Genomic DNA, 26,310 nt, shown 5'->3' with positions numbered 1-26,310 from the left:
ATTATTTAAGCTTTGTAATAAAAGATATTTCAATTTTAAACTTTTCTAATAGCTCCTCGAATGAGTTGTTAATCAAAAATGGGAAAAGTACTTCTAATGCTTCATTATAATTTTGACCTAGTGCTTCTCGTAAAATAACGTATTTCTGGAATAATAGCGCTTTTTCGAAATCAATACCTAGCTCATATAACCCTTTAAACAACTCTTCTTTAGGGATCCGTTTAATTTTCTTAAAGATTTTTTCATTTTCTTCAATTAATTTTTGGTTAATATAGTACGTCACATAATCTGTATATATCATTTGCCCGATATCATTTGTTTCTTTTTTTGAATGACTAAAGCCGATAACGTGGCCTTCATTTTCTTGGATAATAAACGTCTTACTTCCTTGAAGATGGGTAATAAAATTTTTTACACGTTTATCAAATATTTTATTTAACTTAATGATCTGATGAAGCTTTACCGCAAACTCTTTATGCTCTTCACCGACAACAAACAGACGGTCAACGATTGGTAATAGTTTTAAAACACCTTCAGAAAGTTGACTTGAGGCGTCATAAATAATAATATCGTACTCTTTTTTCATTCTTTTCACTTTACGCTTTTGTTCTGCCAATGTTAGTTTTGCAAACTCATGAACAAGTTCATTCGATGTCTCTTCTTTTTTTAATTCGCCATACGATATAAATGCAGCAGATAAAGTTGTGTTCGCTTTAAGCCAATCGTAAACTGATAAAGACAATTCAGTTACACCTGATTTTGCTTTCGGAGAATAAAAACCAACTAAATACATTTTACTCACCCGCCTTTTTTATATCATATTCAGGAAAAAGTGAATCGTTAAAGCACCCCCCTAGTCTTATATATAAAAACGCTCATGACGAAGCATCGTCACCTTTTACGATGTAAAAGTCAGGCGAGAGCGCAGCCTAACCAACTGTCCACTAACCAACAAACCAACTTCCATACAAAAACACTCTAATTAAAGAAGGTATAAATCCTCCCTGAATTAGAGTGCTTTTTGAGTGAAATTCATTTTACTGTGTAATTTATCTTAGTATTTTCTTTAACGATTTGCGGCAAATGCTCAGATTTTATTTTATCTTCTAACTTAAGCTCATCTTCATAAGATCGATAATTCAAAACGATATGATCTGCTGTATGGATCTTAAAAGACAATATTTTCTCAATTACATCCTCTTTAATCTCTAAATGAAATACCAAGTCGTTAATCTTCAATTTATAAAAATGAAATGTAATTCCGAGCATCGTTTTAGTCTTCAATCTCGTATTTTCATGGTTTTTCACCATCTCGGCAATTTCCTTGACTGTAATTCCTTTTTGGACCATTTCGCTTAACGTTTCAAACAATGATTGCGCAGTTTGACTAAAAATTTTAAAAATATTTTTCGGCGCTTCTTGTGTAGAATTTTCCATTTTATCACTCCTTTTCTTTCACTACTATTCCCGTAAAAAATAATTTCATGTTAATTTTCAAGCACCGAGTTTAGATGTACATGCCGGATAAGTTCTCTCGCTTCGCTTTAAACTTCTGACGAATTTTAGAGGCTCACTCGAGAATCCGGACATTTTTCATACAAACCCCATTATGACGCGATCCCCTGTCACTAAAGATAACCGACATCAATCACATCATGGAATATGGCTTCGAGACTACCAGATGCTGCTTTGCTACGAGGAAGCATGCTTTGAAGCTTTACTAGCAGAGGAAGACCACAAAAAAGCACTCCGATTATGCGAGCGCTTTGAAAATCAGTACAAGCGAGAGTGGGCCAAAAGTGTCTGACACTTGTTTTGTCCCAACCTCTTTCTTAAAAGAAATGCACTAAAATTTATTTTTTACAGATTGAATTAAGTCCAGTTGACTTACTGTATTCATGATTTTATCGAACATTGGAAACTTCCCTACTTTGCCATCTTCTAGTTCAAGATCAGGGCTATAAATCTTAAAGCTATTTTTCCCATTATTTTTAGCGAAATACATCGCTTTATCAGCATTTTTTATTAACGTCTCAATATCTTCACCATCTTGAGGAAATAAACTAATACCAATACTTGGTGATATCTTTGCTTCATTTTCATTAATCATATACGGTTTAGAAGCAGAAGTAATTATACGTTCGGCAATCACTTCTACTTCATTGGTAGTTGTTTCTTCAAAAACAATAATAAATTCGTCGCCACCGAGCCGTCCTGTTAAATCTTCTTCTCGAACGACGTTATTCAAGCGATCGGCAACTTCCACTAATAAAAGGTCACCACATTCATGACCAAGTTCATCATTAATTGCTTTAAAACCATCTAAATCAATAAACATAACTGCAAATGAATACTCATGTCGTTTCGATCTTGCTAACGTTTTCTTTAAATGCTTTTGAATTAAATTTCGATTCGGTAAATCAGTTAATTTATCATAGTAGGCCATTTGTTTTAATTTACCTTCTAACCGTTTTTGATCGGTAATATCCGAAATGTAGCCATTAACTCTCTCAACTTTTCCGTTAACATCAGAAATTGGACTCGTATGAAGGGCAACCCAACGGATGCAATCATCGTTATCATTAATCTGAAGCTGGAGATTACCTCTTTCGCCTTTACTAAATAAGTTTTCGAGTTCCTTTTCCTTATTTTTATCAAGAGAGGCAATAAAAAATTTAATTAGTTTTGGATTTTTCTCTAGTTCACTTTTTGAAAATGGACTTATTGCTTCGATCCCTTTGGAAATGTATAATTGCTCATTTTCGATGTCATACGAAAATGTGACTATATTAATTTCATCATAAATCTCTTCTAATCTATGAATTTCGTTATTTAAATCACGGTTCTTTTCTACTAATTCATTAATATTTTGTTTGAAATGCATTTCATTTTTTTCGGATAATTGCAACTGTTTGTAAACAAACCATACTGGAATTAAAAATAAAATGACTATAATATTTGTAAGTTGATGAAAACTACTATTATTTACTATTAAAAAAATGACTAATAATAACGAATAAAAGATAACTAGATTTTTACGAATAGTAAAAAACAATTCAACCACACCCTGTCTAAGTTGCTAGCGCCACTTCAGTAAAATACCCTCGATACACGATAGCAAAACATTTAATGATATAAAAACATAACTGAGTTGACATATCAATTTACATTTGTCTTAATATGTCGAAAAATACATCTTACAGTTAACGTTCAAATCTTACCATAGTTTATTTGTTACGGAAACAAAAATTTATTGGAAGTGTGATATAGGATGATATTTTAATGCGTGGCGGTAAAGTGGATAAATCATTAAAATAAGAAACACTAAGGCTTTTCACAATATACGAGGAAAAGCCTTAGTGTTTTTTCATTTCAATCTTCTTTCTAATCCGTGCCAAATATAAAAAACTTCATCGGACATTTCTACCGCATCTTGTGCTAACCAACCGGATAGGTCTCTTAGTCTTCGATCCTCTCTTGTCATTGGAACTATACCTCTTCCAGTCTCTAACATAATTAAAACTATTTCTTCTCCTCTTTTTAACCCTTCCTCTTTTAGAGCTTTTAGCGCTACCTTAAATTTCTCTCGAATTATATCATCACCTTGTTGGTGGGTAATTTCTATAGCGACCCATTTCTCCCAACCTTCCAAAACTAAAGTGGTACGAGGAATCCATTTCTGAGGCCAGTCATCTAAACGATCACCTTGGTAGGAAGAAATCCAGCAAAGCGATTGACTTTTTTGCTTTACGATCGTTCGTTTTCCGCTATAAGCGCCTCCGATAACGAGTTGCATTGCCAAATTCCCGCCTTTCTAACTAAAGATAATTTTATCCCGTTCCCGTGTTTAATTGGAATGTCCCAAAAAGATTCGCTAGGTTGAAATTTTGAAACAATATATCGAATAACGCCGCCATGAGTGACAACCAACTCTTTTTGACTATTTTTAGAAGCTTCTTCAAAACGATCACTTAAAAATGAGTCAACGCGTGTTTTAAAGGCGATTCCTGATTCTCCTTTTGGGATTGAATTCTCTTCCCAATTTGTTAGCCAGCTTCGATAAGCCTCATCATCCTTCAATTGCTCATACGTTTTTCCTTCCCAATCTCCAAAGTCCATTTCTCGAAGTCGGGCATCTAACGTTGCAGACTGTGATACGTTTAGAAATGCTAGAGTTTCTCGACAGCGCCTGAGATCGCTCGTAAAAACACCGTCAAATCTTATTTGCTGTAAATGTTCTTTTAAAAGACGCGATTGATCGAGTTCTTCTTTTATGACACCGCGATCCGTATGTCCTAAATACCTTTTTTGTTTATTCCAATCAGTTACCCCATGACGAATGAGAAATAAATCCACACAATCATAAGCCCCCATAATTCTCCTCCTTCAATCGCTGTTCCTAATAAATCTCCGTTGATCCCTTTAAATGCCTTCATAACCCATAGCCCATAAAATATAACAAATAAAAAATAAGCAGGAATTAAGATCAAGAACTGGTCTAAATAAATAACTACAATTACGACTGGAACAATGGCAAAAAGTAAATCGGTCCGCTCAATATTAGCTTTCCATACCGCTGCCAATCCTTCCTTTTTGGCAGTGGGTAGAAAAATTAATAAAATAACGGTACAAAGACGAGTTGTCGCCATAATTAATATGATAGAAAAAATTAGTCCGTATCCGATGTTAAGTAAACTATATATTAACACCGTCTTCCAAATGAGTAAAAATAGGAGTGCGATTATACCAAAACTACCTACATGCGGATCTTTCATAATTTCCCACTTTTTTTGTAATGGGGCATTTGAACCGACAGCGTCAGCGACATCCATCCAACCGTCAAGGTGCAACCCACCAGTTAAACCGACCCAAAGGGTTATTAACAATACTGTCATCATCCAAGTTGACAGATGCGGCTGTAGTATATAAAAAGTAAATACGATAATGAATCCTAATAGGAGACCGACTAAAGGATAACTACGTAACGCCCACCTGCTCGTCTGTTTATTCCAAGGGCACTGAAAAGAGACCGGTACTCTAGTTAAAAATTGAACAGCTAGTAGAAAACCATAAATGAATTGCTTCATCGCTTCTCCCCCTTCCAATACGTCGGAATCCCTGTAATAACTTCAACCGCATAATCAGCCTCATTTACAATTCGTTTATGTAATGATTCTAGGATAAAAATATAATCGTTCACAAGTAGGTTTGATTGAGGTAAGCCTTCATTTAAATCATTAGATACGATGATTAACGACAAACCTTTATGTCTTACGATCCTTAGCCATTCATCAACTGCCTCGATAAATTGCTTTACATTAAAATCTAAATCAAACATCATATTACTTAACCAAACGGTTAAACAATCGATTAAGATGACATCCTCACTATTTGCCTTCAATAAAACTTTAGAAATGAAATGGGGTTCTTCAATCGTTTTCCAATATTTAGCGCGTTCATTTTGATGTCTATCGATCCGTTGTACCATTTCATGATCACTTCGTTTAGCAGTGGCTATATAAAGTAACTGAACGTAAGCTTTCGTTTTTCTAGCTTTTTTAAATATAGTTAAAGCCATGTTCTCTGCAAAACTACTTTTACCAGAGCGAGCACCACCTGAGATAAACGTAATCATTGTAATTGTCTCCATTTTTTTAACCAATATAGTAATTGTTCATTTTCCTGTTTGGAACGAATGGCGATTCGTAAAAACTGTCCGTCTAAACCTTTAAAATTATGAGTATGCCTTGTTAAAATTCCATTCTTAAATAAATAGCGAAACAAATCGTCAGTTCCACTTTGATTTAGATTATCATGTAAAAGATAAAAATTAACGGACGTAAGCGATACATAAAAATTTAAAGAAGACAGTTCTCTTGTAACTGATCTCGTTTCACTACTTAACCATTTTTTCGTCTTTTCTACAAACTGATGATCCGTAAGCAGATGAGGAACGATGGCATCAACTAGAGCATTCACACTCCAAGGTATTTGCTCAGTTTGCAAGGCCTTAATTATTTTCCTATTAGCGATCAAATAACCAATTCGTAAGCCAGGAATGGTATACATTTTTGTTAAAGAACGTAATAAAATCAAATTTGGATAAGAGGAAATGAATGAAGTGAGTGAGCAATCCGATGTAAAAAGAAAATCTACAAAGGCTTCATCAACAACGATGTATGTATCGTTCTTTATAGCTTCTTTTAATAGTCTTTCGATTTCATTTTTCTCGATGACTGTCCCTGTCGGATTATTCGGGCGACAAAGAAAAACGACATCACTATATTTCAATTTTTCTTGAATACATGTAAATGGAAGTTGAAACTGACTTTCTTTTTCTAAAAAAACATCCTCGACATCGATATGATAGTGAAGACAAGCTCGTTCATATTCGCTAAAAGTTGGTTGAACAATTAGCGCTTTCCTATTCTCAAAATATTTCGCTACTAAAAAAATCGCCTCTGCCCCACCATTTGTTACTAGCACCTCGTCTTGATGAACACCGACCGAGCTAGCAATCGAACACCGACTTTTTAAATAGCTCGGTTCTGGATAACGAGTGATCGATTCAAACTGTTCAGTTAACTGTTGCTTTAACCAAAGAGGTGGTCCTAAAGGATTTAAATTCGCACTAAAATCTAAAACTGTTTCAACATTTATATTTAATCGTTGTTTCATCGTTTCTGGCTGTCCGCCATGGTTTGGCCAATTCATTGTTTCACCTCATTTAAAACCATTGTTTTTATTAACATAAGCCCAAATAAAAAAATGACAAATACGATCCAGCCACCGTGCATGTATAAAATAGACCGATTAATGTCTTTTGCTACTAAACTTCTAGTCGCTTCCCCCATCGTTGCCCTTTTTGATTCGACCCCTTTATAGTAATTAACCCCGCCTAATTGTATTCCGATTAATCCCGCAACCATTGCCTCTGGGTAACCACTATTTGGACTTGGGTGTTTTTTTGCATCTCGCTTTGTAATATGTAATGCTTCTTTTCTCTTTGGCCCTTTCATAAAAAAACTAGCAAGCCACATTGCAAAAGCTGTAAGTCGCGATGGTATATAATTCATGACATCATCAAATCGGGCGGAAGCCCACCCAAACTGAATATACGACTCACTTTTATAACCGACCATAGAATCAAGTGTGTTTGTGGCTCGATAGACCATCGCTAACGGGGCTCCACCAATAAATGCCCAAAATAAAGGAGCTGTTATTCCGTCAACCGTATTTTCAGCAACAGTTTCCACCGTTCCTCTGACAATTTCACTTTCATTTAATTTTTCTGTATCACGTCCGACGATCATGCTTAATTGAAATCTTGCTTCATCTAAATTACCTTCAACAAGAGGTACAAAGACACTCTTAGCTGCCGAATGTAGCCCTTTAATCGCAATCGTCGTTGAGATTAGGTAGATTTCAAGTAGAAATCCAGCAAGAAAATGAAACTGATAAGCGAAAAAGAGTATAAAATAAGTGATGGCAAATACCACGCATAGTACCGCTATTGTAAGGAAAACCCCTTTTATCTTCCGGTACTCTCCTTTGTTCCAACTTTGTTCCAAAAAGGAAATTAATTTTCCGATCTGTATCACTGGATGAGGCAACCACCTCGGGTCACCAATGATCAAATCTAATAAAATAGCAAGAATTAATAATATAAAGCCTAGTAGTAAAAACCCATTAAAGATCGTAAAGTAGTCAACTATTATCATTTTTGTAACCTATGAAAATATTTTTGAACGGCTTTATGTGTCGCTTCATATACGGTTTGACCAATTACTTTGCCAACAACCGTACCTGAACCAGCATATTGAGTTTCCTTACCTTGCTGAGTAACCGCAAGAAGTAAGGCATCTGTTGACGTACTCGTAGCCATCGTATTTGTCTCGGGATCTTTCACATTTAAGTCGTGTAACGCTTTTACTTTCGCTTCTGTAGCCGACATAAAGCCATTAACTAATGCGCCATCTGTAAAATGAGCATCAATAAAGACCATCGAATTAATCGTGCCAACCTTTTCATGTGATTGGCTTAATGAACTATTCGTAATATCTACGGCATTCCCTGTCCCTGCAGTTACAACAGCGATTACCTTTATGTCTTCAATTTGCTTCGTTACAATAACAACATCTTCTAAACGAACTGCCGTCATCATCGCTACTGACTGTTCAAAAGGAATCTCGTATTTTTCCATCCACTTTTGTAAATCTTGTTTTGGGTTGGAACCATTATAGTGTTTTTCAACGTGAAAATTACAAAAGTGCTTTAGCCATTGAATACCTTCACCGATTACCCCGTTGGAAATCGTTCTTAATGGACTCTCAAATTGAACATGAATAAACTGATCATTTTTTGTAATGGAAAAACTAGTATCAAAATTGAGCAATTCACTTTTTGTTTTCGAGTGGTTAGGTGTCATTAATAGCTGTGGTTTTGGAACGGTTGGATGTGACTGAGCATTCACTTTAACTTCATAAACGGTTTCGAGCTGACTCTCTTTCCTTAATGTATCAACGTCACCAACATCTAAAAATGAGCCTTTATGAAGTAAGGCGATTCGATCGGCGTAAAGGGCAGCAACATTTAAATCATGCAAAATCGCAAAAATGGTCAACCCTTTTGTTTGCTGCCACTCTTTTAATAAATCGAGCATTTGAAACGTATGTTTAATATCCAAATGATTAGTAGGTTCATCTAATAGTAAAACTTCAGGTTGTTGTGCTAAAACTTTTGCAAGTAAAACACGTTGCTTTTCACCACCACTAATCATTCGAAATTGAGTATCACGATACTGTTTTACCTTTGTAATTTCCATTACCTCTTCAATCACTTCTTTATCTTCAACAGAAAGTGTTTTAAAGAGGCCTTTTTGATGAGGAAAGCGACCGAGACTAATAATTTCCTCAACGGTGTAATCAAAGGAGATTTGAACTTCTTGGGAAAGAACAGCTACTTTTTTTGCCTTTTCTAACTTTGAAAAGGAAGAGAGTGACTTATCATTAATAGAGATCTCACCTTTTTGGCAAGGAAGTTGACCAGTAATCAGTTTAAAAATCGTCGATTTCCCACTACCATTCGGGCCTAGCAAGACAAAAAATTCTCCTTTACTAATTTCAAAATCAACCCCGTTAATAATTGGAGTGTTTGTATAGCCACCAACTAAATTTCTAATCTTTAGCATTTTTCTTCCCCCTTCCAATTCGTTCTCTAATTAATAGCGCCGCAAAGACTGGTGCGCCAATTAATGCTGTTATGATTCCAATTGGTAATTCTTTCGGTGCAATGATCATTCTTGCGACTAAATCAGCTAAAATTAAAAAGGAACCACCAACAAGTATTGATAAAGGTAAAACGTGACGATGGTTTGGACCAGTGACAATCCGAACAAGATGAGGGATGACAAGGCCTACAAAACCAATCGAACCTGATACGGCAACAGCTGCCCCAGTTAAAAGCGATGCCCCCATTAAAATATATATTTTAGATCTTTTTACATTTACACCTATATGGTCGGCTGCCTCTTCCCCTAATGCTAACGCATTTAATTCCCGGTAATGAACGAGCAGCATGAGTGATCCGAAAACCATAAATGGGATAATGATTTGAACGTGCCCCCATCCTCTCATCGCAACACTTCCGTAAAGCCAATATATAATTTGCGTCATTGACTCCCGATCACCTAAAGAAATGATTAAAGATATAATTGATCCAATAAATGCACTTATGATAATCCCTGCGAGGATAATCGTTTCTATGGCTAAACTTCTACTACTCAAACGGACTAAACCAAATACGATGAAAAGTGTTACAAAGCCACTAATAATAGCAACGGTCGGCAACGTAAAACTTCCTAAGACAGGAAAAGTAATACCAAAAAATATAACAATAACCGCACCTAAGGCAGCACCTGATGATACTCCGATTGTATACGGATCAGCTAGAGGATTTCGTAACAAGCCTTGAAAAGCAGCCCCTGCTAAAGCAAGCGAAGCACCAACACAAAAGGCAAGTAACACTCTCGGAAAGCGAATATTCCATATGATCATTTCTTCATTTCTAGGAACGTCTTCTAGCAAACCTAAATGTAACGTGTTAGTAATAAAAAGGTTAACCGTATGATCAAGAAAACTATTAACAGTATTAGTAATGATAATTGTGAAGATTGTCGGTATAGGGACCGTAACACTACTTATTAATAAACCGAGAAGGGCTGTACAAAGTACAAACCCTCCACTTAATACATAAAGCCAGAGTACTTTATTAGTTAAAAATTTCCGGATAAATGTATTTGGCAATATGTTCAACCCCTTCGATTAAACGAGGTCCTGGTCTAACAACGATATCTCCTTCAACATCAAAAACTTGTTCAGATTTAATCGCTGATACATCACTCCATCCATCTCTAGACAGCACAGATTGTTCTGGGTTCTCGTAATACGAACCATATGTCGTAATAATAACATCGGGATTTAACTGAACAATTTCTTCCTCAGTAAGCATTACCCAACCTTCGTGCTCCCCAGCTGCGTTAATCGCATTAATCACTTCAAGCATTTCATGCATGAACGTTCCTTGACCAGTTGTAAAAATATCTGGAGCTGGTGCAACTTCAACCCAAATTTTCTTTTGCTCCGTCACTTCTTTTGCTAGTCCTTTCACCGTTTCAAGACGCTTTTGCATATCAGTAACGATCACTTCTGCTTCAGCTGTTGCACCAGTCACCGCACCAATTAATTCAATTTTTTCGTACACATCATTAAAGTTTGATGCATCCCCAACGACAATAACGTTAATACCTGCATCCTTAAACTGATTTAGGATCTCAGCATGGTTATTGTAATGGTATGCAGATACGAGTGCTAAATCAGGAAGCATAGATAATATAAGCTCAACGTTCATATCTTGAGCACCAACTTTATCTACTTCTAACGCCTCGGCTGGATAATTACAAAAATCTGAAACTCCAACAATCTTTTCTTCTAAACCTAAAGCAAACGAAACTTCCGTGTTACTAGCTTGAAGAGAAACAATCGTTTTTGGCTCTTTTTCAATTGTAACTTCTTGTCCTGTTCCATCAATAACTGAAACAGGAAATTGCTGCCCTCCTATACTATCATTTGAATTTTCATCTTTATTTTCTTCCTCTTCCTTTGTAATTGCTTCACTTGAAACCTCACTATCTTCATTTGTTTCAGTCTGAACTTCTTCTGAATTACAACCAACAACGATTGCCATCATAACTAGAAGAATAAAGCTTAGTAATCCCCACTTCTTCATTTGTTTCATCATATTTTTCTTCCCCCTACTATTTTTTAGCAACAAAAAAACGCTATTCCAAAGGAAAGCGTTGAATGTAAAAAGGCATCATATATGTATCCACTACACATTTGTAGAAATTTCTACCAATCTAGTTTTTCAACTAGATTACTATGCTCTTTAAACAACCTTTTCCTCGAAGGAGCTTAAACACAAAATAGGCAGGTCTCCTGACTTACGCTTCAACAGTTAGCAGTCCTTCCCATGTATATTTTTTATACACAGTGGAAACATTTGCCTTCCTCAACGTTTACAGTGGCGGGACCGTGCTGGAATTTCACCAACTTCCCTTTTCAGAGGCTATCAAAATCAAGTGTCAGACACTTGCATAACAACCCCAACCTATTTGTCAAATATTCAGTTTTTTTGTGCTAAATCAATTATAAAGTAATTTATTAATGAAGTAAATTATTATTTTTAAACTTTATCGATTTAAATCATCAACACTGCGCAGTCAAAATGTTCTCATTTACTTTAATGTTTACGTTATTGAGTGAATTTCATAATTACCAAAAATGAGCCACAACACTCAATATATAGTTTGCGGGGCTGCAACCCCATTTTCCATAGTTATTATTTCACGCCTCCAAACCCTTTCAATTTCACATTCGCATTCACATTAATTTTTGCAAGAGGGTAGATCTCCTCTTTCCAATTCATTTCTTGCCATTCTTTATATTTTGAACTATTACGTACAAACTTTCCTATACCAAGGCTATCAGTATTATTTTGTTGCATTTCTTGAATTAAACTTTCACCAACACTTTCTATATGTTGTTCTAACTTCTTTTCAATTTCTTTTTGTACTTCATCCTCTGACAGCTCTAGGTGACCTGTGTACTCATCGATACTACCTTTAACGTCTAAATGAATATCAATTTTATCAGGAGATTTCACTTTGACTTTTAGCTTAGATTCAATTGTACTAAACGTAAGGTATAAGTAACTTCTCTTTTCTTCTTCCTTTAATTTAATCTCTTTTGTAATGTCACCACCTATATAATCTCCATGCAACATCGTCAAAGTTCTAGCGTCGGTTGGATTTACTTTCATTACCATCCGATCACCGTCAAACAAGCCAATTCCGTCAACGATAATTTCATTAATTCCTACTTTGACTACCGGAACCATAGGATCTATTCCATCATCATAATAATCTCGCATAAACTGATGTAACGACGTATCCACAGCAACATGTGATTTCGCTTCTTTATCGATAAGTTCGAAAATATACCTACTCGTTCGTGGATGCTCTGGATAATCTTCTAATAACAATTCTTTACTATTACCGTTAACAACGATAATTTTTAAGTTTAATCCAATCGTATAGTCACGCTTCAACGTATCAATCGTATCAAAAAAACCTATTTCTGCTAGGTTCATGCCAAAAAGTGCTGTTCTTAATTGTCCACTTACTAAAATACGATCGGTTTTCCGAGCCATTTTTGCTCGTGCTTGTTTACTCGTATGAGCAATCGTCGTTAACACTTCACGATCTACTTCTGCTGTCGGTGTAATTTGTGGAATAGCAACAGTCATAACTAAAACACCTTCTTCCACTGCGTCTTCAGCTTCATTTAAGTCATAGCCGACACTATGAATAAAGCCTAAATCCTCAACAGTTTGTGGTTCTGCACATCCTGAACATAAGATGACAAATAATAAAATCATTAAACTACGCAACTTTATTGCCTCGCTTTTTTTTCATATTTTTTATCCACAATAATAAGAGAAGTAGCACTGGAAAGCTAAACGAAAAGATGACTTGCCCTAAAACAATGATATTTAAAACTTCATTAATTTCTCTTTGAATTTCAAAGAAGAAACTAAAAATAAATGAAGCTACGATGATCATTAACAATAACCATTTTTCTTTTATTTTCGTTAAAACCCTTTTTGCTGTTTCCACAGAGGCCCAATAATAAAATGCAACTGTAACAATAATTTTCAAAAAAAAGACGATAAATACAATATTTTCTATTCGTTCGATTAATGGAGTTTCCATGAATTTCAATAAATTTTGTGTCGGATAAAGAATATTTTTAATTTGCCCAAAGCTATAAAAGCCCATGGCGACAAAACAAAAAGCTAAATAAATAAAGGTCGTAAATAAGTGCCCGAAAATGACAGCCTTACTAAACTTTCTATCGTTTTGTACGTAAGGAAATAAAAATAGTACGATTTCAAATCCTACAAATGCGGTATACACTTCAAAGCTTTTTTCAAACGAAAGACTTGCGCCTTGAAAAATAAATGGGGTCATTCGCTGGAAACTAAATTCCGGCAACAATAAAAGAAGCAAAAAGGTCGTCCATATCGTTAAAAAGAAAAATACTAAGGTGATCTTTCCCATGTTATATATTCCTTTACTGACAAAAAATAGCGCTGTAATCAAAAAATGGATTAAAAATGGATTTGCGCCTACAGTAGGAAAAATCGTTGTTTGTATTAATAAAACATAGTTTTTTCCAATTAATACAGCAATAAAACTAAAGTTGACAACCATTAAAAAATAAAAAGGTAAATATATCCATTTCGGCAAACTGGCTTCTAATATCGAAAAAATGGATTGTCCATTTCCTTTATTGTAAACTAAAACAATTAAAAAAATATTTACTAAAACGATTCCAGAGGTTAGGACTAAACCTAACCAACCGTTTGTCCCAAACGCTTCAGCCACTAGTCGTGGAAGTGCAAATAAAATAACCCCCGATTGAATCATGTAAACAATTACCGCTATTTGTGTGTAATGTAACTTTTCTTTCATATCATCGACCCTTTATTGCTTCATTTTGTTGACTTCAGTATTATCTGTTTTCGTTTGTATTGGTCTATGTTTCATCGCCCAATACGGCCCACGGATAAACGTATCGACCCAGTCTTTCCAATAAAATGGTGACATTGGAATTAAATATGGTGTTTTTAAACTCGTTAAGCTAGCAAGGTGAATTGCTATTAAGGCTACACCAAAAACAATTCCGAAAATTCCTGAAAATCCAGCCAAAATAATTAAGAAAAAGCGGACGATACGAATTGAATTACTCATGTTATAATTCGGCAACACAAACGATGCGATCGCAGAGCTCGCAACGGCAATGATTAGGATATTACTCGTTAGACCAGCTTCAACTGCGGCTTGTCCAATGACAATCCCACCAACAATCCCAATCGTTTGCCCGATTTTTGTCGGTAATCTCGCACCAGCTTCTCTTAATAATTCAATTGTCACTTCCATTAGTAGTGCTTCAATTAATGGTGGAAACGGAACTCTCGCTCTTGATTCTGCTAATGTAATTAATAAATCTTCTGGTAACACTTCGTAATGAAAAGTGATGACAGCAACATACATCGCTGTAAACGATAAAGTAATAAAAATAGCAACCGCACGCAATATTCGTAAACCCGTCCCCAGTAACCACCGTTGATTGTAGTCATCAGGAGATTGGATAAATTCAAAAAAACTTGAAGGTGCACTAATCGCAATCGGACTTGTGTCTAAAAGGACAACCATTTTACCTGAAACTAATTTCGAACGAACAACATCTGGAAGTTCTGTACTATAATATTGCGGAAAAAGAGAATCAGGAACTTCATCAATTAATTGCGCTAACATATTCGTGTCATAAACTGAATCAACTTCAATTTTTGAAATTCTTTCTTTCATTTCTGAGACCATATCACTGTCAGCAATTCCATCGATATATAATACGTAAACATAGGTCTTTGTGACTTCCCCAACCTTAAGCTTGACCGCTTTTAAGTTCGAGCTTTTCACTCGTCTTCTAACTAATGATAAATTCGTAGTAATATCTTCTACAAACGCGTCGTGAGCCCCAACAATCACAGTTTCAGTTTCACTTTTATCGATCCCTCTGGTTTCAGGTCCATAAACGTTATAATAATATGTTTTATTTTCAAAAAAGATCCCCACACTGCCAGATAAAATTTCATCTTTTATATCTTTAATTGACGTCGCTTCAGGGATGTCCTTCTTTTTGACCCAACTTTTAACTTCTTCTGTTGTTGACGAATAAATTGAATTGATAATTTCATCTTCTACTTTTTTGTCATCTACAAGTGGACTAAAATAGATAAGATCTATCCCAAGTTCTGAAAACGTTTTGTGTTCTAAATCATCACAGTCATTAAATAGCTTCATTACTTCCTCAAAAGTAGGTTCTTCATTTTCATCCGTGCTATTTTGCTGCTCTGTTTCCTGGATTGATGCTTCACGATTAACGTTTTTTAGTTTTGTCTGCTTTTCCCACTTTTTATAATACATCGTGAAATCACCCCCAAATAAAAGAACTCACTGTTAAAGTTTGCAAAGAAAAGGATAAATATACTAAATGTTCCACTTTTTATTCAGTTTTCGCGGTAGTCACAGTGATTTTCAAAAAGCGTTAAAAAAAAGGCTATCGCCACAACTTGACGATAAGCCTTTTTTATTTTTATATACTTATGCACTTGCTCTTAGTCAATAACTCGCTTAGCAAATAAATAATTTTGCCCCCAGTAAGGGTTATTTAAAACATCTTCAGTAATATGAACTCCTCTAGAAGATGAGGCGTGAATCATATGACCTCCGTCCATATAAATTCCAACATGTCCAACTCGACCATCAGAGTATAGTGATGGTGATGTGAAGAATAATAAATCTCCTTGCTTTAACGAAGTTACTGGAATACCAATTCCCGCTTGTTGCCTTGATGTTCTCGGAATTTGAACTCCTTTATGTTGAAAAACATATTGTGTATACGATGAACAATCAAATAAATTAGGTGCTTCATCTAAAGTTGCTCCAAATTTATATCCTGCACCGATAAATCTTTTGGCAACCTCGATTAATGCGGTACGAATTTGTGGCTCTTCTCGTTCTTTAGGTGCTGGTGGGCGAGTTTCTTTAATTGGCTCATCTTCTTTCGTTTGTTCACGTGGTGGAATTTTCAACAGCTGACCAGGTTGAATAATATTTGATGTTAAATTGTTTGCTGCTTTTAATTGAGCCACAGAAGTATGATGCGCCTTTGAAATCAACCATAATGTATCACCTGCTTGAACACGGTACTTGCTCGCTGGTTTTTCTACTTGAATAGATCCATTTTCCGGTTTAAAGGAAATAAATGAATTAAAAAGCTTCCCACCTGCTTCTAATGATACATACGCTGTTTCGTTAATCCATCTAGGTGGATCAATATTGATGAAGTCGTCACCTCTACGTGCTCTGTATCCTCCCATGGTTAACCGGACTACTGTAGAGCCATCGGTTACTTGATATGTTTTTGTCCCACTTTCAAACCTAATATCATTGTACCCTAGTAATTTAGATAAGTGTGTAAACGGTATGTAATAATCTCCTGCAATTTTGATCGGTTTAATCCCATCAACCATAGTTCCGTTAATGGCAATTCCTGCTTCAGGAACATCTTCATAAAAAGCAAGAACTGGTGATGTTAATAACGCTAAAATAGAGATCGTTAGAATGAAAATACGTATATTGTTTTTCCTCATAATGTTTATTCTCCTTTATCGATAGTTTCTCTTTAAGGTTACCTAAAAAGAAAAAAATAATCGTTTTTATATTGTGTGCATATTTGACATACGAACTTTTTAATCTATCCTTGTTGTAAGTTCGAATCACGATGGCTTTCGTGCAGTTGAACAATAGCATCTTCTACACTTTGATTGGCTTGATTTAAAATTTGCTCTTCATTCGCACTTACTTTTAACTTCGCCTCACTAATTGCCTCTTGAGCTGCGAGCAACTGCTTTTCTACCATATTAAATTGATCTGGATTTGCTTTAATCAGTCCTTGCTGGATAGCTAATTTAGATTGTTGAATTGCTAACATTGCTTGTTCAATTGGAATATTAGTCATTTTCCTCACACCTTTAAACTTTTTTGTTAGTTTAAATCATGTAAAAAGAAACATACATTTAATTTTCCTATAACGGTCTATTTCTCATACAAGACCTTCATGACGATTAATCGTCAACATTTACGATGTAAAGTCGGGCGATTTCCTTCTCTTCGCTGTAAAGCTACTGACCTCAATATTAAAATAACAAAAAAGAGCGCCAGCTTAATAGCGGACACTCTCTTTTAATATTATTTAAATGTTATTCTTATTTATCATCGGGGTTGTTTTCTTTAGATTCAACAGGCTGGTCAGGGCCTTGAAAGGTTTCATTAGTCGATTTTTCAGCAGCTATTTCTGAGGTCATAACGGTGTGTGTGTTACCTCGGTTGACTAGATCGGTTAGTAAGTTCGTTACATCTAAGCCTGTTAGCTCTTTTAACGGTTCTTGAATTTGGGCCATCGTATTCGTAATCGATTTGCTGTAAGAAGCTACGCCCTTTCCGTCGCCAGTGTCAATAATTTTGACAGATTCGATGTTCGATAATGGTGCTGCGATTTCTTTTGCGTATTGTGGGAGCATTTCGATGAGTTTTTCCACGATAATAACTTCACCGTGTTTCGCGATTGCTTCAGCAAGTAGACGTTTCGCCTCGGCTTCCGCTTGCCCTTTTTGACGAATAACATCCGCTTCAGCAAGACCTTTTTCTCGCTCGATTTTCGCTTGTGTTTCCCCATCAATACGAGCTTTTTCAGCTTCGGCTTCAGCTTTTCTAGTTGTTTCGTAGAAATCGGCATCCGCTTTCGCCTTACGCACTTTCGCTTCTTGTTCCTCTAGTTTAACTGCACGTTCACGCTCTAGATGACGGATACGCAAATCTTCCTCTTTCTTTTGCGCATGAAGTTTTAATTGTTCTTCTTGCACTTGTTTATCTAGTTTTGCTTTTTCTAACTCATATGATTGTTCTGATTTCGCTCTCGCTCGTTCGGTTTCTTCTCTAATCGCAGCGTCATTCAGATCTTTTGCCTTCTGAGCTTCTGCAATTTCGATTTGACGTTGGTACTCTTGTTCTTTTGCTTCTTTATCGTTATTCGCTCGATGGATACGTGTTTCTCTCTCGCTGTCTGACTCGGCTAATTCGGCTTCTTTGCGCACTTTGGCAATTTGTGGACGCCCTAAGTTTTCTAAGTAACCATTTTCTTGATCGGCATCAGATAAATCGGTAAGACCTAAAGAAGTGATTTTAAACCCCATCGAATCTAATTGTGCTTGAGCAACGATTCTAACGTCTTCATTAAATTTTTCTCGGTCTGCATTAATCTCTTCTACAGTCATTTTTGATAAAATCGCACGTAAATTAGCGTTCAATACTTCCGCAATTTCGGTTTCGATCTCTTTTTGTTTTTTTCCTAGAAACTGCTCCGCGTATATTGCAATCCCTTTTAAAGTGTCTGCTACCGTTACCATAGCAACCGCATCAGCAATGATCGGCACGCCTCCATTTGTGAATACTCGAGGTGTTCTTAACTTCAATTGAAAAGACGTTAAATCCACAGGTGTAGCCGTCTGGTGCATTTTTAATAAGTGACCTCCACCGCGAATGATTTTTATTGAGCGCCCTTCATTATCGTTAAAAATGTTCGTTTCTTTTTCTGGGTCCCCTAGCTTTGGTCCTGCGATGATTAACGCCTGATTTGATCTCGCTGTTTTATAACGAATTTTGTACCAGAAAAAGTAACCAATACTTGCGATTGCCGCTAAAACAACAATAGGAATAAGGAAGATTAAAATACCAATAGTTGCCATATCGTACCCCCTGCGATTGAATATTTTTTATTACATCCTCCATTATATTGACTATTATTGGAAAATATTTATAAATATCTAAAATAATAATCGGTTTATTTTTCTGTTTCCATACAAAACCCGCATGACGATTAATCATCACCATCTAACATGAAAAAATCCGGTCGATTTCCCTCACTGCGCTGTAAATCCGTTCCGGCTTTAGAGGCTTGTTCGGAAAAGTCGACCGTCATCTTATTTTCATACAAAACGAGCATGACGATTTACCGTCACCATCTAATATTGAAAAGGCGGATGATTTCCTTCACTTCGCTGTGACCTTCTTTCGAATCTCAGAGGCTCGTTCAGGAAATTACTCGTTTTATTTACATACAAACTTTCATTACGACACACCGATATGAACCTAACCAACAAACCACTAACCAACTAACTTTTACCCACAAAAAAGACTACCAAAATTAATTGATAGTCTCTTTTTACTATTTAAATTAAAATTTCAATCTCTGCTTGTTCTTTTAGCTCTTGAATGATTCTACCCATTTCTTCGTCTTGCTTTTGTTGAACAACTTCTTGTTCTAAAGCGACTTTAACTTCTTCAAATTCAAGCTCTTCTTCAACCATTTCACTATATTGTTCGAAAAGTTCTTGTAGTTCTTCTTCAGTAGCTGTAACTTCATTGATATTTGCTAAGAAAAACTGGTCAATTTTTAATTGTTGTTCAAGATTTTCTTTTAACGACTCTTCCGTGAAGTTGTTAGCCGCTAAAACTTCATTGAACTGTTCCTCTGTTTCAAAACCTGCTTTAATTGCTTCATACTCTTCAGTTACTTCTTCTTCTGATACAGTATAGTCTTGTGCAGCTTTTACTAGTAAAACCTCCGTGATTAAACCGTCTAAAGTTTGCTGTTTAATCATCTCCACAAACTCATCACCTTGTTCGTTCACATCAATTCCATCTTGGGCATACATTGCAATCGTGTTGTCCACTTGTTGGTCAACATCAGCAACCGTAATAACCTCTTCATTTACTATAGCTGCAGTTTCACCACCGTCGTTAGTTCCACCACAAGCGACCATGACTAGTGCTAATAATCCTAAAGTTACCATTAACAGAGTTCTTTTAAACATCGAAACATCCTCTCTCTTTATATTAAAAATGTGTACGGTAAGCAATTCTACTAGCTATACATAAATTTGTAAAGGAAAAAGAGAAGATTTCTAAAATTTGTTATAAGTTTTCTACTCCGAAGCGTTTAAGAAACTTGGAAAAGTGTTCTCGTTTTTTGCCATGTTTTTCATAGTTTTCTATGACACTTTCACAAGCATGATAAAGATCATCTTCCGTTAAATTTTCTTTATATAGAGTGGCCATTTTCGCATCGAGACCTTTTGCCTTCCCGCCAAGATAAATGCTAAACGTTTCGCCTATTTTTACAACCCCGATATCATGAACAAGTGGTTCACCACAGGCATTTGGACATCCAGTATAGGCAGGTCGAAGTGGAAATGGAACAGATTTCCCGGCGATCCGACGATTTAATTCAATCGCAATGTCCATTCCCTCTTCTTCAGCTCCTTGACAAAAATTACATGTTCTTAACGTTTTCACATAAAGGCCGACTGGATATGTATTTAAGCCAGCAGCTTCAAGTTTTGCTGACACATCTTCAACTTGGTCATCTTCCACTTCTATATAAAGCTGTTGAAAATTTGTAAGCTCTATCTCTGTTGAATCAGCCACATATTTTGAAAGTATTTGTAATTGGCCTTTCGTAAACTTCGCACCGAAACTAATCCCTGGGTGCACTGCTAGTTTTTTCATTATAATCACTCCTTATCTAAAATAATTATAACAAAAAAATTTGAAGAAATGATGAAGGAAATTATACATAACGTAACTTCGCTAACGACATTGTACATAATGAAAGGTAGATAATTAGTAATTTGTTGAAAATATTGTATAATGAGTTCATCAGTAGCTATTAGAAACTTTCTCCTACATTATATAAGTTACTAGTAGATGAATTTAAGAGAGGGAATTTACGATGCTTTATTTTATTTATATCATTATAATTATTGCTTTTTTAGATACTTTTTCGCAATTACCGATCATTGCTCCTTTCGCCCAAAGTCTTGGAGCAACAAGCTTCATGATCGGTCTAATTATTGGAATGTATTCATTAGCAAATATGCTAGGAAATGTTATAGCTGGACAGTGGATTGATAAATTCGGACGAAAAAAGATATTAGTATTCGGATTAGTGTTCGTTAGTATTTGTCTTATCGGCTATACGTTCGTATCAACTGCTGAGCAACTATTGTTAGTCCGACTCATTCACGGGATTGGTGGGGGATTTCTAATTCCAGCTGCATTTGCTTTTTTAAGCGATCGTACAGAGCCTAATTCTCGTGGAAAAGCAATGGCCTTTTCAGGTGCCTGTGTTGGTATTGCCGCCATTTTGGGACCTGCTTTTGGTGGGATCACAAAGGGTGTCTTAGGCATCAATTATGTTTTTTATATCATTAGTGCTTTATTCATAGTAACCGCGTTATTGGCTAGCGTATTTTTAAAGGATATATTTATTTCTAAATCTAAACTTGAGAAAAAAGTGAACTTTAAACTGTCTGAGATCATTAAGTTATTATTGCTACCACCATTATTAAATGCTTATATCGGTGCATTTTCTTTAATGTTGACCTTAGGAATTTTAGCTTACATGCTTCCGCTTAAAATTGAAGTGTCTGGATTAAGTACTGCGTTTTCCGGAATGTTGATAAGCACATTCGGAATTGTTGCGATCCTCATTTTCTTACTACCAACAAATAAACTGTTCGATAAAGTACAACGCGGAAAGATGGTCTTTTATGGGATGCTGTTTGTGACGTTTGCTTTACTCGTTTTAAGTTCATTTGAAAATGTTCTTATCTTATTTTTTGCAATGATGATATATGGAATTGGCTTTGCTTTTATCTTCCCTTCTGTAACTGCACTAGTCGTCGACCATTCTCATCAAAGTGAACGTGGCAGAGCATTTGGTATCTTTTATGCCTTCTTCTCTTTAGGGGTTGTCGCAGGTTCGTTTTTAATTGGCGCATTAAATGTCACACCTAACGAAGGTCTTCTTGTCGGTGCGGTGATAATGGCAATCATAGCTACCGTAACAAAATGGCGCCTGAAGAAGTATTTAAATTAAACCTCATCGATATAATCATCGATCATTTTCAGTAAGTGACGCTTTATCGAAGGATGATCATTCATTAACTGATGTCGCCCATTTTCAATAATAGCTATTTGACAATCGGTAAACTTTTTTTGCAGGAAGGAAATATTGTATTTCCAATCAACGGTATGATCATCCGTACCTTGAATAATATAAAGTTTTTGAGTAGAAGCGGATAGCGCTTCTACTTTTTTGTTCCATTTAATAAGTGCTAATACCCAATGAATTGAAATGTATCGACATTGAAGCGGGTCGTTTTTCACAAAAGATAAATATTGATTGTCCCCTGAATTGACTTTAAATTTTCGTTTTAATCTTTTAGTAAAAAAAGGCACGAATTTCGAAGCCGCTACTATTGAACACCATTTATTTGCTCTTACTAGTGGTGCTAAATAAATAACTTTTTCAAACTTCTGTTGAGACTGAAGTAAAAAATGTGTACAAATTGCTGTACCAGTACTATGAGCGAGCACTACAGATGGATAGCACTTATTACCTTTACTATACGATAATACTTTTTTGAAGGTATTTACATAATCGGTAAAATCATTGATTTCAGCTCTGTTTCCAGAAGATAATCCGTGCCCAGCGAGATCATAACTTAGTACACGCCATCCTTTACGAAGAAAATGATTAATTAAATTTTTTAATCCTCCAGTGTGATCAAAGTATCCATGAACGAGGAGAATTGTTTTCGTTATCGATGCTGGTTCAAAAATATGTAATACAGTCTGTTGTGTGCCTTCCTCAATTTTTTCTTCTTTATAATGATAAAGGTATTCTTGATTGATTTCGTAGAAGTCTAAATATTGTTTGAGGTTAGCGAATGTTTTTTCCAAAATAATGCCCTCCTTCTGTATTTCGTCCATCTTAAGCTAATAACCACTATTGTTCTATTTTAGCTTATTTTGCATAAAATGTTTAAAGCACAAGCTTATTTCTGCCTCTTCACTGTTAAAAATTCTGACTACTTAGAAATGGAGGTGAATATGATGAAGCTAGATTCGGTTAGTGAAAAAGTAATACTCTCATCAATTGCTGCAAGCGTCGCCTTAGGCGGACCTGTATCTGTTCAAGCTGCAAATCAAACCCAAGTCATTGATGATATCACTATTAACCCTGAAGAAAAATTTAGTTTCGGTCATAAAGGTTTTAAAATTCACTCAATCCAACGTAAACTATTAGACTATAATATTGAAACTGCAATCGCCGATAATGGAGTTTACGGAGTAAAAACTCATGCAGCCATCCGTAAATTTCAAAAACTTAAAAAGCTACGTGTTGACGGAGTTGCTGGAAAAGAAACATTATCAGCCCTGTTTATAAATAATGATATTGACGAAGTTGAAGTTGAAGACCATGTGTTAATTAAACTTAAAGAAGGGCAACTGTTTGGTATCGGTGATCGAGGAGATTCTGTAAAAGAAATTCAAAAGCTATTAATAGATGGTGGTTATTATCACTATGAAAAAGATGGTATTTTTGGCCCGATCACCGAAGAGGCTATCAAAAATTACCAAAAAGACCATGGCCTTATGATTGATGGAATCGTTGGAAAACAAACATACGAACATTTATCTGGCGTCTCTTTAAATGTCAAAAAAGAAGTGACAAAAGACGACAATTTAAATATGAACATTTATGCTATTGAAAATGAAACAGATGAGACCCCAGCTCCTTTTATTGTTTCTTCTATTGAAAAAGAAGAGAAAAATGATTTGAATAGTGTAGAATTTTTGCAAAATGGCGACACAGGCCAGGCCGTGAAAGATTTACAACGTTTACTACAAAACAAAGGTTATTACAACTACGCTATCGACGGTGCTTTTGGGCCAATTACAGAAGCAGCAGTTCGAAACTATCAAATTCAAAACAGCTTAGGAGTCGATGGAATTGCTGGGGAAAGAACAATTACACATCTTAAATACTCCCCATCAAAACCAATGCCGTCTAGGTCTTCTAACTCGAATCAGACACAACAAACAGAGCGTGCCCAACCTCAAACATCAGAGGTAAATCAGTCTTTTAACGAAGAAGTGATTAGTTTCGCAAAAACTTTAATAGGTGTTCGTTACCTTTGGGGCGGGGCGACACCGAATGGTTTTGACTGCAGTGGATTTCTTATGTACGTATATAAGCAAAATGGAAAAAATATACCGAGAACGGTTACCCAAATGTGGAATTACGGAGAAAGCGTACAGACTTTACAACGAGGAGATTTTGTATTTTTTGAAACATATAAAGCAGGACCATCACACAATGGCATTTACTTAGGAAATGGCAAATTCATTCATGCCAGCTCCTCAAGGGGTGTGACGATTAGCGAAATGTCCAACAGTTATTGGAGCCAAAGATACTTAGGCGCGAAACGAATGAATTAAATAACCCTTACAAGCTTTGCTTCTATCAAAAGTAAGGCTTTTTTTTATACCCAACCCTCATAACGGTGTTGCGTAGCATGGGGGGAGTGCGCAGTAATTCGCACTCGCTCGGTAGTATGCATTATGGGGAGAGTATGCTGTAGTTGGGTTCCTTATGGGGTCGGGCATGCGAGAAGATCTTGCGTTACCTTTTGGTGAGTGTGACGCTTCGTTCGGGCACGGGAGAAGGTCTCGCGTTACCTTTTGTGTGAAGTGACGCTTTGTTCGGGCACGGGAGAAGGTCTCGCGTTACCTTTTGTGTGAAGTGACGCTTCGTTCGGGCACGGGAGAAGATCTTGCGTTACCTTTTGGTGAGTGTGACGCTTCGTTCGGGCGCGGGAGAAGGTCTCGCGTTACCTTTTGGTTGATGTGACGCTTTGTTCGGGCACGGGAGAAGGTCTTGCGTTACCTTTTGGTGAGTGTGACGCTTCGTTCGGGCGCGGGAGAAGGTCTCGCGTTACCTTTTGGTTGATGTGACGCTTTGTTCGGGCACGGGAGAAGGTCTCGCGTCACCTCTTGGGTGATGTGACGCTTTGTTCGGGCGCGGGAGAAGGTCTCGCGTCACCTCTTGGGTGATGTGACGCATTGTTTGGGCGCGCGAGATCATCTTGCGTGCCTTTTTAGTTGATGAGAAGCTCGGTTACGTCACGCGAGAAATTCTTACGTTCCCTTTAGCTGATGTAGCGTACGATTAGGGCACTTACACTAATTTGCACATCACCTCCTGTTTTATTGCACATAACCCCCACACTACGCCACAACCCTAGAAGCTATTAATTCGTTCTAGTTGACATTGCCCACGTATGTCTATAAGACCTGTAGTTATTGGTTCAGCACTTCAACAAATTTAGGAAATGAAATCTCTCACGTTTACTTCCGTTATTTCATTTCCCACTCCTCTAAAAAACGTTCCAAAAACACCTCTAAATATTGATGTCGCTCTTCAGCTAATTGTTTTCCATAATCAGTGTTCATTAAATCTTTCAATTTCAATAATTTTTCATAAAAGTGGTTAATCGCTGTACTTTTTCCTTTGCGATATTCTTCCTTCGTCATCTCCGTACGAACTGGGATTGAAGGGTCGTACATTAACTCTTCTTTAGCGCCTGCATAAGCAAATGTTCGGCCGATTCCGATAGCACCAATAGCATCAAGACGATCGGCATCTTGAACGACTCTTCCCTCTTTCGTTTCCATCGGCTTCCTATTTCCACCTTTAAACGACATTGTTTTTATGATCGTTAAAATATGGGTCCGTGACTCTTGGCATACGCCATGTTCTTTTAACCACTCTTCTATACTTAATAACCCCTTTTCTTCGTCACCAAAAAGTTTTTCATCTGCTAAATCATGAAGTAATGCCGTTATTTCACAAATAAATAGATCTGCCCCTTCATTAATAGCAATTTTTTTTGCAAGCCCTCTCACTCGATGTATATGCCACCAATCGTGCCCACTACTATCCTCTTCTAATATTGAACGTACATACATTTCTGCTTGTATCAACACTTCTTGTTTATTCATCTCAACACCTCATTTTGTATTAATATACAACCTTTATAATTTTTAGATTATTCAGATTTCATTGTTATATAACAAGACACTACCTGTTATATATGAAAAACCCTAAGTTTTACAGTGTTTCGAATACTTTTTTCAGAGTGTACCAATAAAAAAAA

24 protein-coding genes and 1 riboswitch are annotated in these 26,310 nt (G+C 36.2%); of the genes, 2 read left to right on the top strand and 22 right to left on the bottom strand.

All coding sequences use genetic code 11. The features are described 5' to 3' along the window. Position 1: 1 nt before the first annotated feature. From BKP35_RS09505 to BKP35_RS09410, 20 genes are all read right to left on the bottom strand, one after another. Positions 2 to 793 carry a hypothetical protein gene (locus BKP35_RS09505; protein WP_071313113.1) on the bottom strand — a complete coding sequence of 264 codons (792 nt, stop codon included), beginning with the start codon at positions 791 to 793 and terminating at the stop codon, positions 2 to 4. Positions 794 to 1,032: 239 nt separating this feature from the next. After that, positions 1,033 to 1,437: a hypothetical protein gene (locus tag BKP35_RS09500; protein WP_071313112.1), complete on the bottom strand. Its 405-nt coding sequence runs from the start codon at positions 1,435 to 1,437 to the stop codon at positions 1,033 to 1,035. Positions 1,438 to 1,846: 409 nt separating this feature from the next. Then, positions 1,847 to 3,055 carry a sensor domain-containing diguanylate cyclase gene (locus BKP35_RS09495; protein WP_084031560.1) on the bottom strand — a complete coding sequence of 403 codons (1,209 nt, stop codon included), beginning with the start codon at positions 3,053 to 3,055 and terminating at the stop codon, positions 1,847 to 1,849. A gap of 312 nt (positions 3,056 to 3,367) precedes the next feature. Then, the gene (locus tag BKP35_RS09490) at positions 3,368 to 3,796 is read right to left on the bottom strand and encodes a bifunctional adenosylcobinamide kinase/adenosylcobinamide-phosphate guanylyltransferase (RefSeq protein WP_071313111.1); all 429 of its coding nucleotides are present in this window, start codon (positions 3,794 to 3,796) and stop codon (positions 3,368 to 3,370) included. Further along, positions 3,748 to 4,374 (bottom strand): histidine phosphatase family protein, encoded by a 627-nt coding sequence (locus BKP35_RS09485; RefSeq protein ID WP_071313110.1) that lies wholly within the window; start codon positions 4,372 to 4,374, stop codon positions 3,748 to 3,750. The genes BKP35_RS09490 and BKP35_RS09485 overlap by 49 nt, the downstream gene beginning before the upstream one ends. Continuing rightward, complete coding sequence (gene cobS / locus BKP35_RS09480; RefSeq protein WP_071313109.1) at positions 4,326 to 5,087, bottom strand: adenosylcobinamide-GDP ribazoletransferase; 762 nt, start codon at positions 5,085 to 5,087, stop codon at positions 4,326 to 4,328. The genes BKP35_RS09485 and cobS overlap by 49 nt, the downstream gene beginning before the upstream one ends. Next, positions 5,084 to 5,635 (bottom strand): bifunctional adenosylcobinamide kinase/adenosylcobinamide-phosphate guanylyltransferase, encoded by a 552-nt coding sequence (locus tag BKP35_RS09475; RefSeq protein ID WP_169819190.1) that lies wholly within the window; start codon positions 5,633 to 5,635, stop codon positions 5,084 to 5,086. The genes cobS and BKP35_RS09475 overlap by 4 nt, the downstream gene beginning before the upstream one ends. Then, on the bottom strand, positions 5,632 to 6,714 hold the full coding sequence (gene cobD, locus BKP35_RS09470; protein ID WP_071313107.1) for a threonine-phosphate decarboxylase CobD: 1,083 nt from the start codon (positions 6,712 to 6,714) through the stop codon (positions 5,632 to 5,634). Before cobD ends, BKP35_RS09475 begins: the two co-directional genes overlap by 4 nt. Continuing rightward, positions 6,711 to 7,721 (bottom strand): adenosylcobinamide-phosphate synthase CbiB, encoded by a 1,011-nt coding sequence (cbiB, locus tag BKP35_RS09465; RefSeq protein WP_071313106.1) that lies wholly within the window; start codon positions 7,719 to 7,721, stop codon positions 6,711 to 6,713. The genes cobD and cbiB overlap by 4 nt, the downstream gene beginning before the upstream one ends. Beyond that, a complete protein-coding gene (locus tag BKP35_RS09460; RefSeq protein WP_071313105.1) occupies positions 7,718 to 9,190 on the bottom strand; it encodes an adenosylcobinamide amidohydrolase in 1,473 nt (490 codons plus the stop codon). The genes cbiB and BKP35_RS09460 overlap by 4 nt, the downstream gene beginning before the upstream one ends. Beyond that, positions 9,177 to 10,304, bottom strand: a complete 1,128-nt coding sequence (locus BKP35_RS09455; protein ID WP_071313104.1) for a FecCD family ABC transporter permease — start codon at positions 10,302 to 10,304, stop codon at positions 9,177 to 9,179. The genes BKP35_RS09460 and BKP35_RS09455 overlap by 14 nt, the downstream gene beginning before the upstream one ends. Beyond that, on the bottom strand, positions 10,270 to 11,295 hold the full coding sequence (locus tag BKP35_RS09450; protein ID WP_084031581.1) for an ABC transporter substrate-binding protein: 1,026 nt from the start codon (positions 11,293 to 11,295) through the stop codon (positions 10,270 to 10,272). Before BKP35_RS09450 ends, BKP35_RS09455 begins: the two co-directional genes overlap by 35 nt. A gap of 173 nt (positions 11,296 to 11,468) precedes the next feature. After that, positions 11,469 to 11,683: riboswitch (cobalamin riboswitch) on the bottom strand. 215 nt (positions 11,684 to 11,898) lie between these two features. Continuing rightward, positions 11,899 to 13,008, bottom strand: coding sequence for a Ger(x)C family spore germination protein (locus tag BKP35_RS09445; protein WP_084031559.1), 1,110 nt, complete (start codon positions 13,006 to 13,008; stop codon positions 11,899 to 11,901). Continuing rightward, positions 13,001 to 14,092, bottom strand: coding sequence for a GerAB/ArcD/ProY family transporter (locus BKP35_RS09440; RefSeq protein ID WP_071313103.1), 1,092 nt, complete (start codon positions 14,090 to 14,092; stop codon positions 13,001 to 13,003). Before BKP35_RS09440 ends, BKP35_RS09445 begins: the two co-directional genes overlap by 8 nt. 12 nt (positions 14,093 to 14,104) lie before the next feature. Further along, positions 14,105 to 15,607, bottom strand: coding sequence for a spore germination protein (locus tag BKP35_RS09435; RefSeq protein ID WP_071313102.1), 1,503 nt, complete (start codon positions 15,605 to 15,607; stop codon positions 14,105 to 14,107). Positions 15,608 to 15,798: 191 nt separating this feature from the next. Beyond that, the gene (locus BKP35_RS09430) at positions 15,799 to 16,836 is read right to left on the bottom strand and encodes a C40 family peptidase (RefSeq protein WP_071313101.1); all 1,038 of its coding nucleotides are present in this window, start codon (positions 16,834 to 16,836) and stop codon (positions 15,799 to 15,801) included. 104 nt (positions 16,837 to 16,940) lie between these two features. After that, positions 16,941 to 17,204 (bottom strand): hypothetical protein, encoded by a 264-nt coding sequence (locus BKP35_RS09425; RefSeq protein WP_071313100.1) that lies wholly within the window; start codon positions 17,202 to 17,204, stop codon positions 16,941 to 16,943. 247 nt (positions 17,205 to 17,451) lie between these two features. Next, positions 17,452 to 18,990, bottom strand: a complete 1,539-nt coding sequence (locus BKP35_RS09420) for a flotillin family protein (protein ID WP_071313099.1) — start codon at positions 18,988 to 18,990, stop codon at positions 17,452 to 17,454. 483 nt (positions 18,991 to 19,473) lie between these two features. Further along, positions 19,474 to 20,118, bottom strand: a complete 645-nt coding sequence (locus BKP35_RS09415; protein WP_071313098.1) for a SurA N-terminal domain-containing protein — start codon at positions 20,116 to 20,118, stop codon at positions 19,474 to 19,476. A 100-nt stretch (positions 20,119 to 20,218) separates the two neighbouring features. Beyond that, positions 20,219 to 20,812 carry a nitrite reductase gene (locus BKP35_RS09410; RefSeq protein WP_071313097.1) on the bottom strand — a complete coding sequence of 198 codons (594 nt, stop codon included), beginning with the start codon at positions 20,810 to 20,812 and terminating at the stop codon, positions 20,219 to 20,221. Between the two features lie 223 nt (positions 20,813 to 21,035). On the opposite strand from BKP35_RS09410, the gene BKP35_RS09405 reads away from it, so the two are divergent. Then, positions 21,036 to 22,184: an MFS transporter gene (locus tag BKP35_RS09405; RefSeq protein WP_071313096.1), complete on the top strand. Its 1,149-nt coding sequence runs from the start codon at positions 21,036 to 21,038 to the stop codon at positions 22,182 to 22,184. On the opposite strand, the gene BKP35_RS09400 is transcribed toward BKP35_RS09405, so the two are convergent. Beyond that, positions 22,181 to 23,050 (bottom strand): alpha/beta hydrolase, encoded by an 870-nt coding sequence (locus tag BKP35_RS09400; protein ID WP_071313095.1) that lies wholly within the window; start codon positions 23,048 to 23,050, stop codon positions 22,181 to 22,183. The genes BKP35_RS09405 and BKP35_RS09400 overlap by 4 nt on opposite strands. A gap of 150 nt (positions 23,051 to 23,200) precedes the next feature. Between BKP35_RS09400 and BKP35_RS20090 the strand changes: the two genes are divergently transcribed. Continuing rightward, on the top strand, positions 23,201 to 24,592 hold the full coding sequence (locus BKP35_RS20090) for a C40 family peptidase (protein ID WP_169819189.1): 1,392 nt from the start codon (positions 23,201 to 23,203) through the stop codon (positions 24,590 to 24,592). A 918-nt stretch (positions 24,593 to 25,510) separates the two neighbouring features. Here the strand turns inward: BKP35_RS20090 and BKP35_RS09390 are convergent. After that, positions 25,511 to 26,155, bottom strand: a complete 645-nt coding sequence (locus BKP35_RS09390; protein ID WP_071313093.1) for an HD domain-containing protein — start codon at positions 26,153 to 26,155, stop codon at positions 25,511 to 25,513. Positions 26,156 to 26,310: the final 155 nt, after the last annotated feature.

Source organism: Anaerobacillus arseniciselenatis (genome assembly GCF_001865995.1).
GTDB lineage: Bacteria > Bacillota > Bacilli > Bacillales > Anaerobacillaceae > Anaerobacillus > Anaerobacillus arseniciselenatis.
The sequence above is the reverse complement of the archived record's forward strand: the minus strand, read 5'-3'. Positions and strand labels throughout refer to the sequence as shown.

Coding starts and splice junctions, on each gene's coding strand:
- BKP35_RS09505 (WP_071313113.1), bottom strand. CDS start 793: ATGTATTTAGTTGGTTTTTATTCTCCGAAAGCAAAATCAGGTGTAACT.
- BKP35_RS09500 (WP_071313112.1), bottom strand. CDS start 1,437: ATGGAAAATTCTACACAAGAAGCGCCGAAAAATATTTTTAAAATTTTT.
- BKP35_RS09490 (WP_071313111.1), bottom strand. CDS start 3,796: ATGCAACTCGTTATCGGAGGCGCTTATAGCGGAAAACGAACGATCGTA.
- BKP35_RS09485 (WP_071313110.1), bottom strand. CDS start 4,374: ATGGGGGCTTATGATTGTGTGGATTTATTTCTCATTCGTCATGGGGTA.
- cobS (WP_071313109.1), bottom strand. CDS start 5,087: ATGAAGCAATTCATTTATGGTTTTCTACTAGCTGTTCAATTTTTAACT.
- BKP35_RS09475 (WP_169819190.1), bottom strand. CDS start 5,635: ATGATTACGTTTATCTCAGGTGGTGCTCGCTCTGGTAAAAGTAGTTTT.
- cobD (WP_071313107.1), bottom strand. CDS start 6,714: ATGAATTGGCCAAACCATGGCGGACAGCCAGAAACGATGAAACAACGA.
- cbiB (WP_071313106.1), bottom strand. CDS start 7,721: ATGATAATAGTTGACTACTTTACGATCTTTAATGGGTTTTTACTACTA.
- BKP35_RS09460 (WP_071313105.1), bottom strand. CDS start 9,190: ATGCTAAAGATTAGAAATTTAGTTGGTGGCTATACAAACACTCCAATT.
- BKP35_RS09450 (WP_084031581.1), bottom strand. CDS start 11,295: ATGAAACAAATGAAGAAGTGGGGATTACTAAGCTTTATTCTTCTAGTT.
- BKP35_RS09440 (WP_071313103.1), bottom strand. CDS start 14,092: ATGAAAGAAAAGTTACATTACACACAAATAGCGGTAATTGTTTACATG.
- BKP35_RS09435 (WP_071313102.1), bottom strand. CDS start 15,607: ATGTATTATAAAAAGTGGGAAAAGCAGACAAAACTAAAAAACGTTAAT.
- BKP35_RS09430 (WP_071313101.1), bottom strand. CDS start 16,836: ATGAGGAAAAACAATATACGTATTTTCATTCTAACGATCTCTATTTTA.
- BKP35_RS09425 (WP_071313100.1), bottom strand. CDS start 17,204: ATGACTAATATTCCAATTGAACAAGCAATGTTAGCAATTCAACAATCT.
- BKP35_RS09420 (WP_071313099.1), bottom strand. CDS start 18,990: ATGGCAACTATTGGTATTTTAATCTTCCTTATTCCTATTGTTGTTTTA.
- BKP35_RS09415 (WP_071313098.1), bottom strand. CDS start 20,118: ATGTTTAAAAGAACTCTGTTAATGGTAACTTTAGGATTATTAGCACTA.
- BKP35_RS09410 (WP_071313097.1), bottom strand. CDS start 20,812: ATGAAAAAACTAGCAGTGCACCCAGGGATTAGTTTCGGTGCGAAGTTT.
- BKP35_RS09405 (WP_071313096.1), top strand. CDS start 21,036: ATGCTTTATTTTATTTATATCATTATAATTATTGCTTTTTTAGATACT.
- BKP35_RS20090 (WP_169819189.1), top strand. CDS start 23,201: ATGATGAAGCTAGATTCGGTTAGTGAAAAAGTAATACTCTCATCAATT.
- BKP35_RS09390 (WP_071313093.1), bottom strand. CDS start 26,155: ATGAATAAACAAGAAGTGTTGATACAAGCAGAAATGTATGTACGTTCA.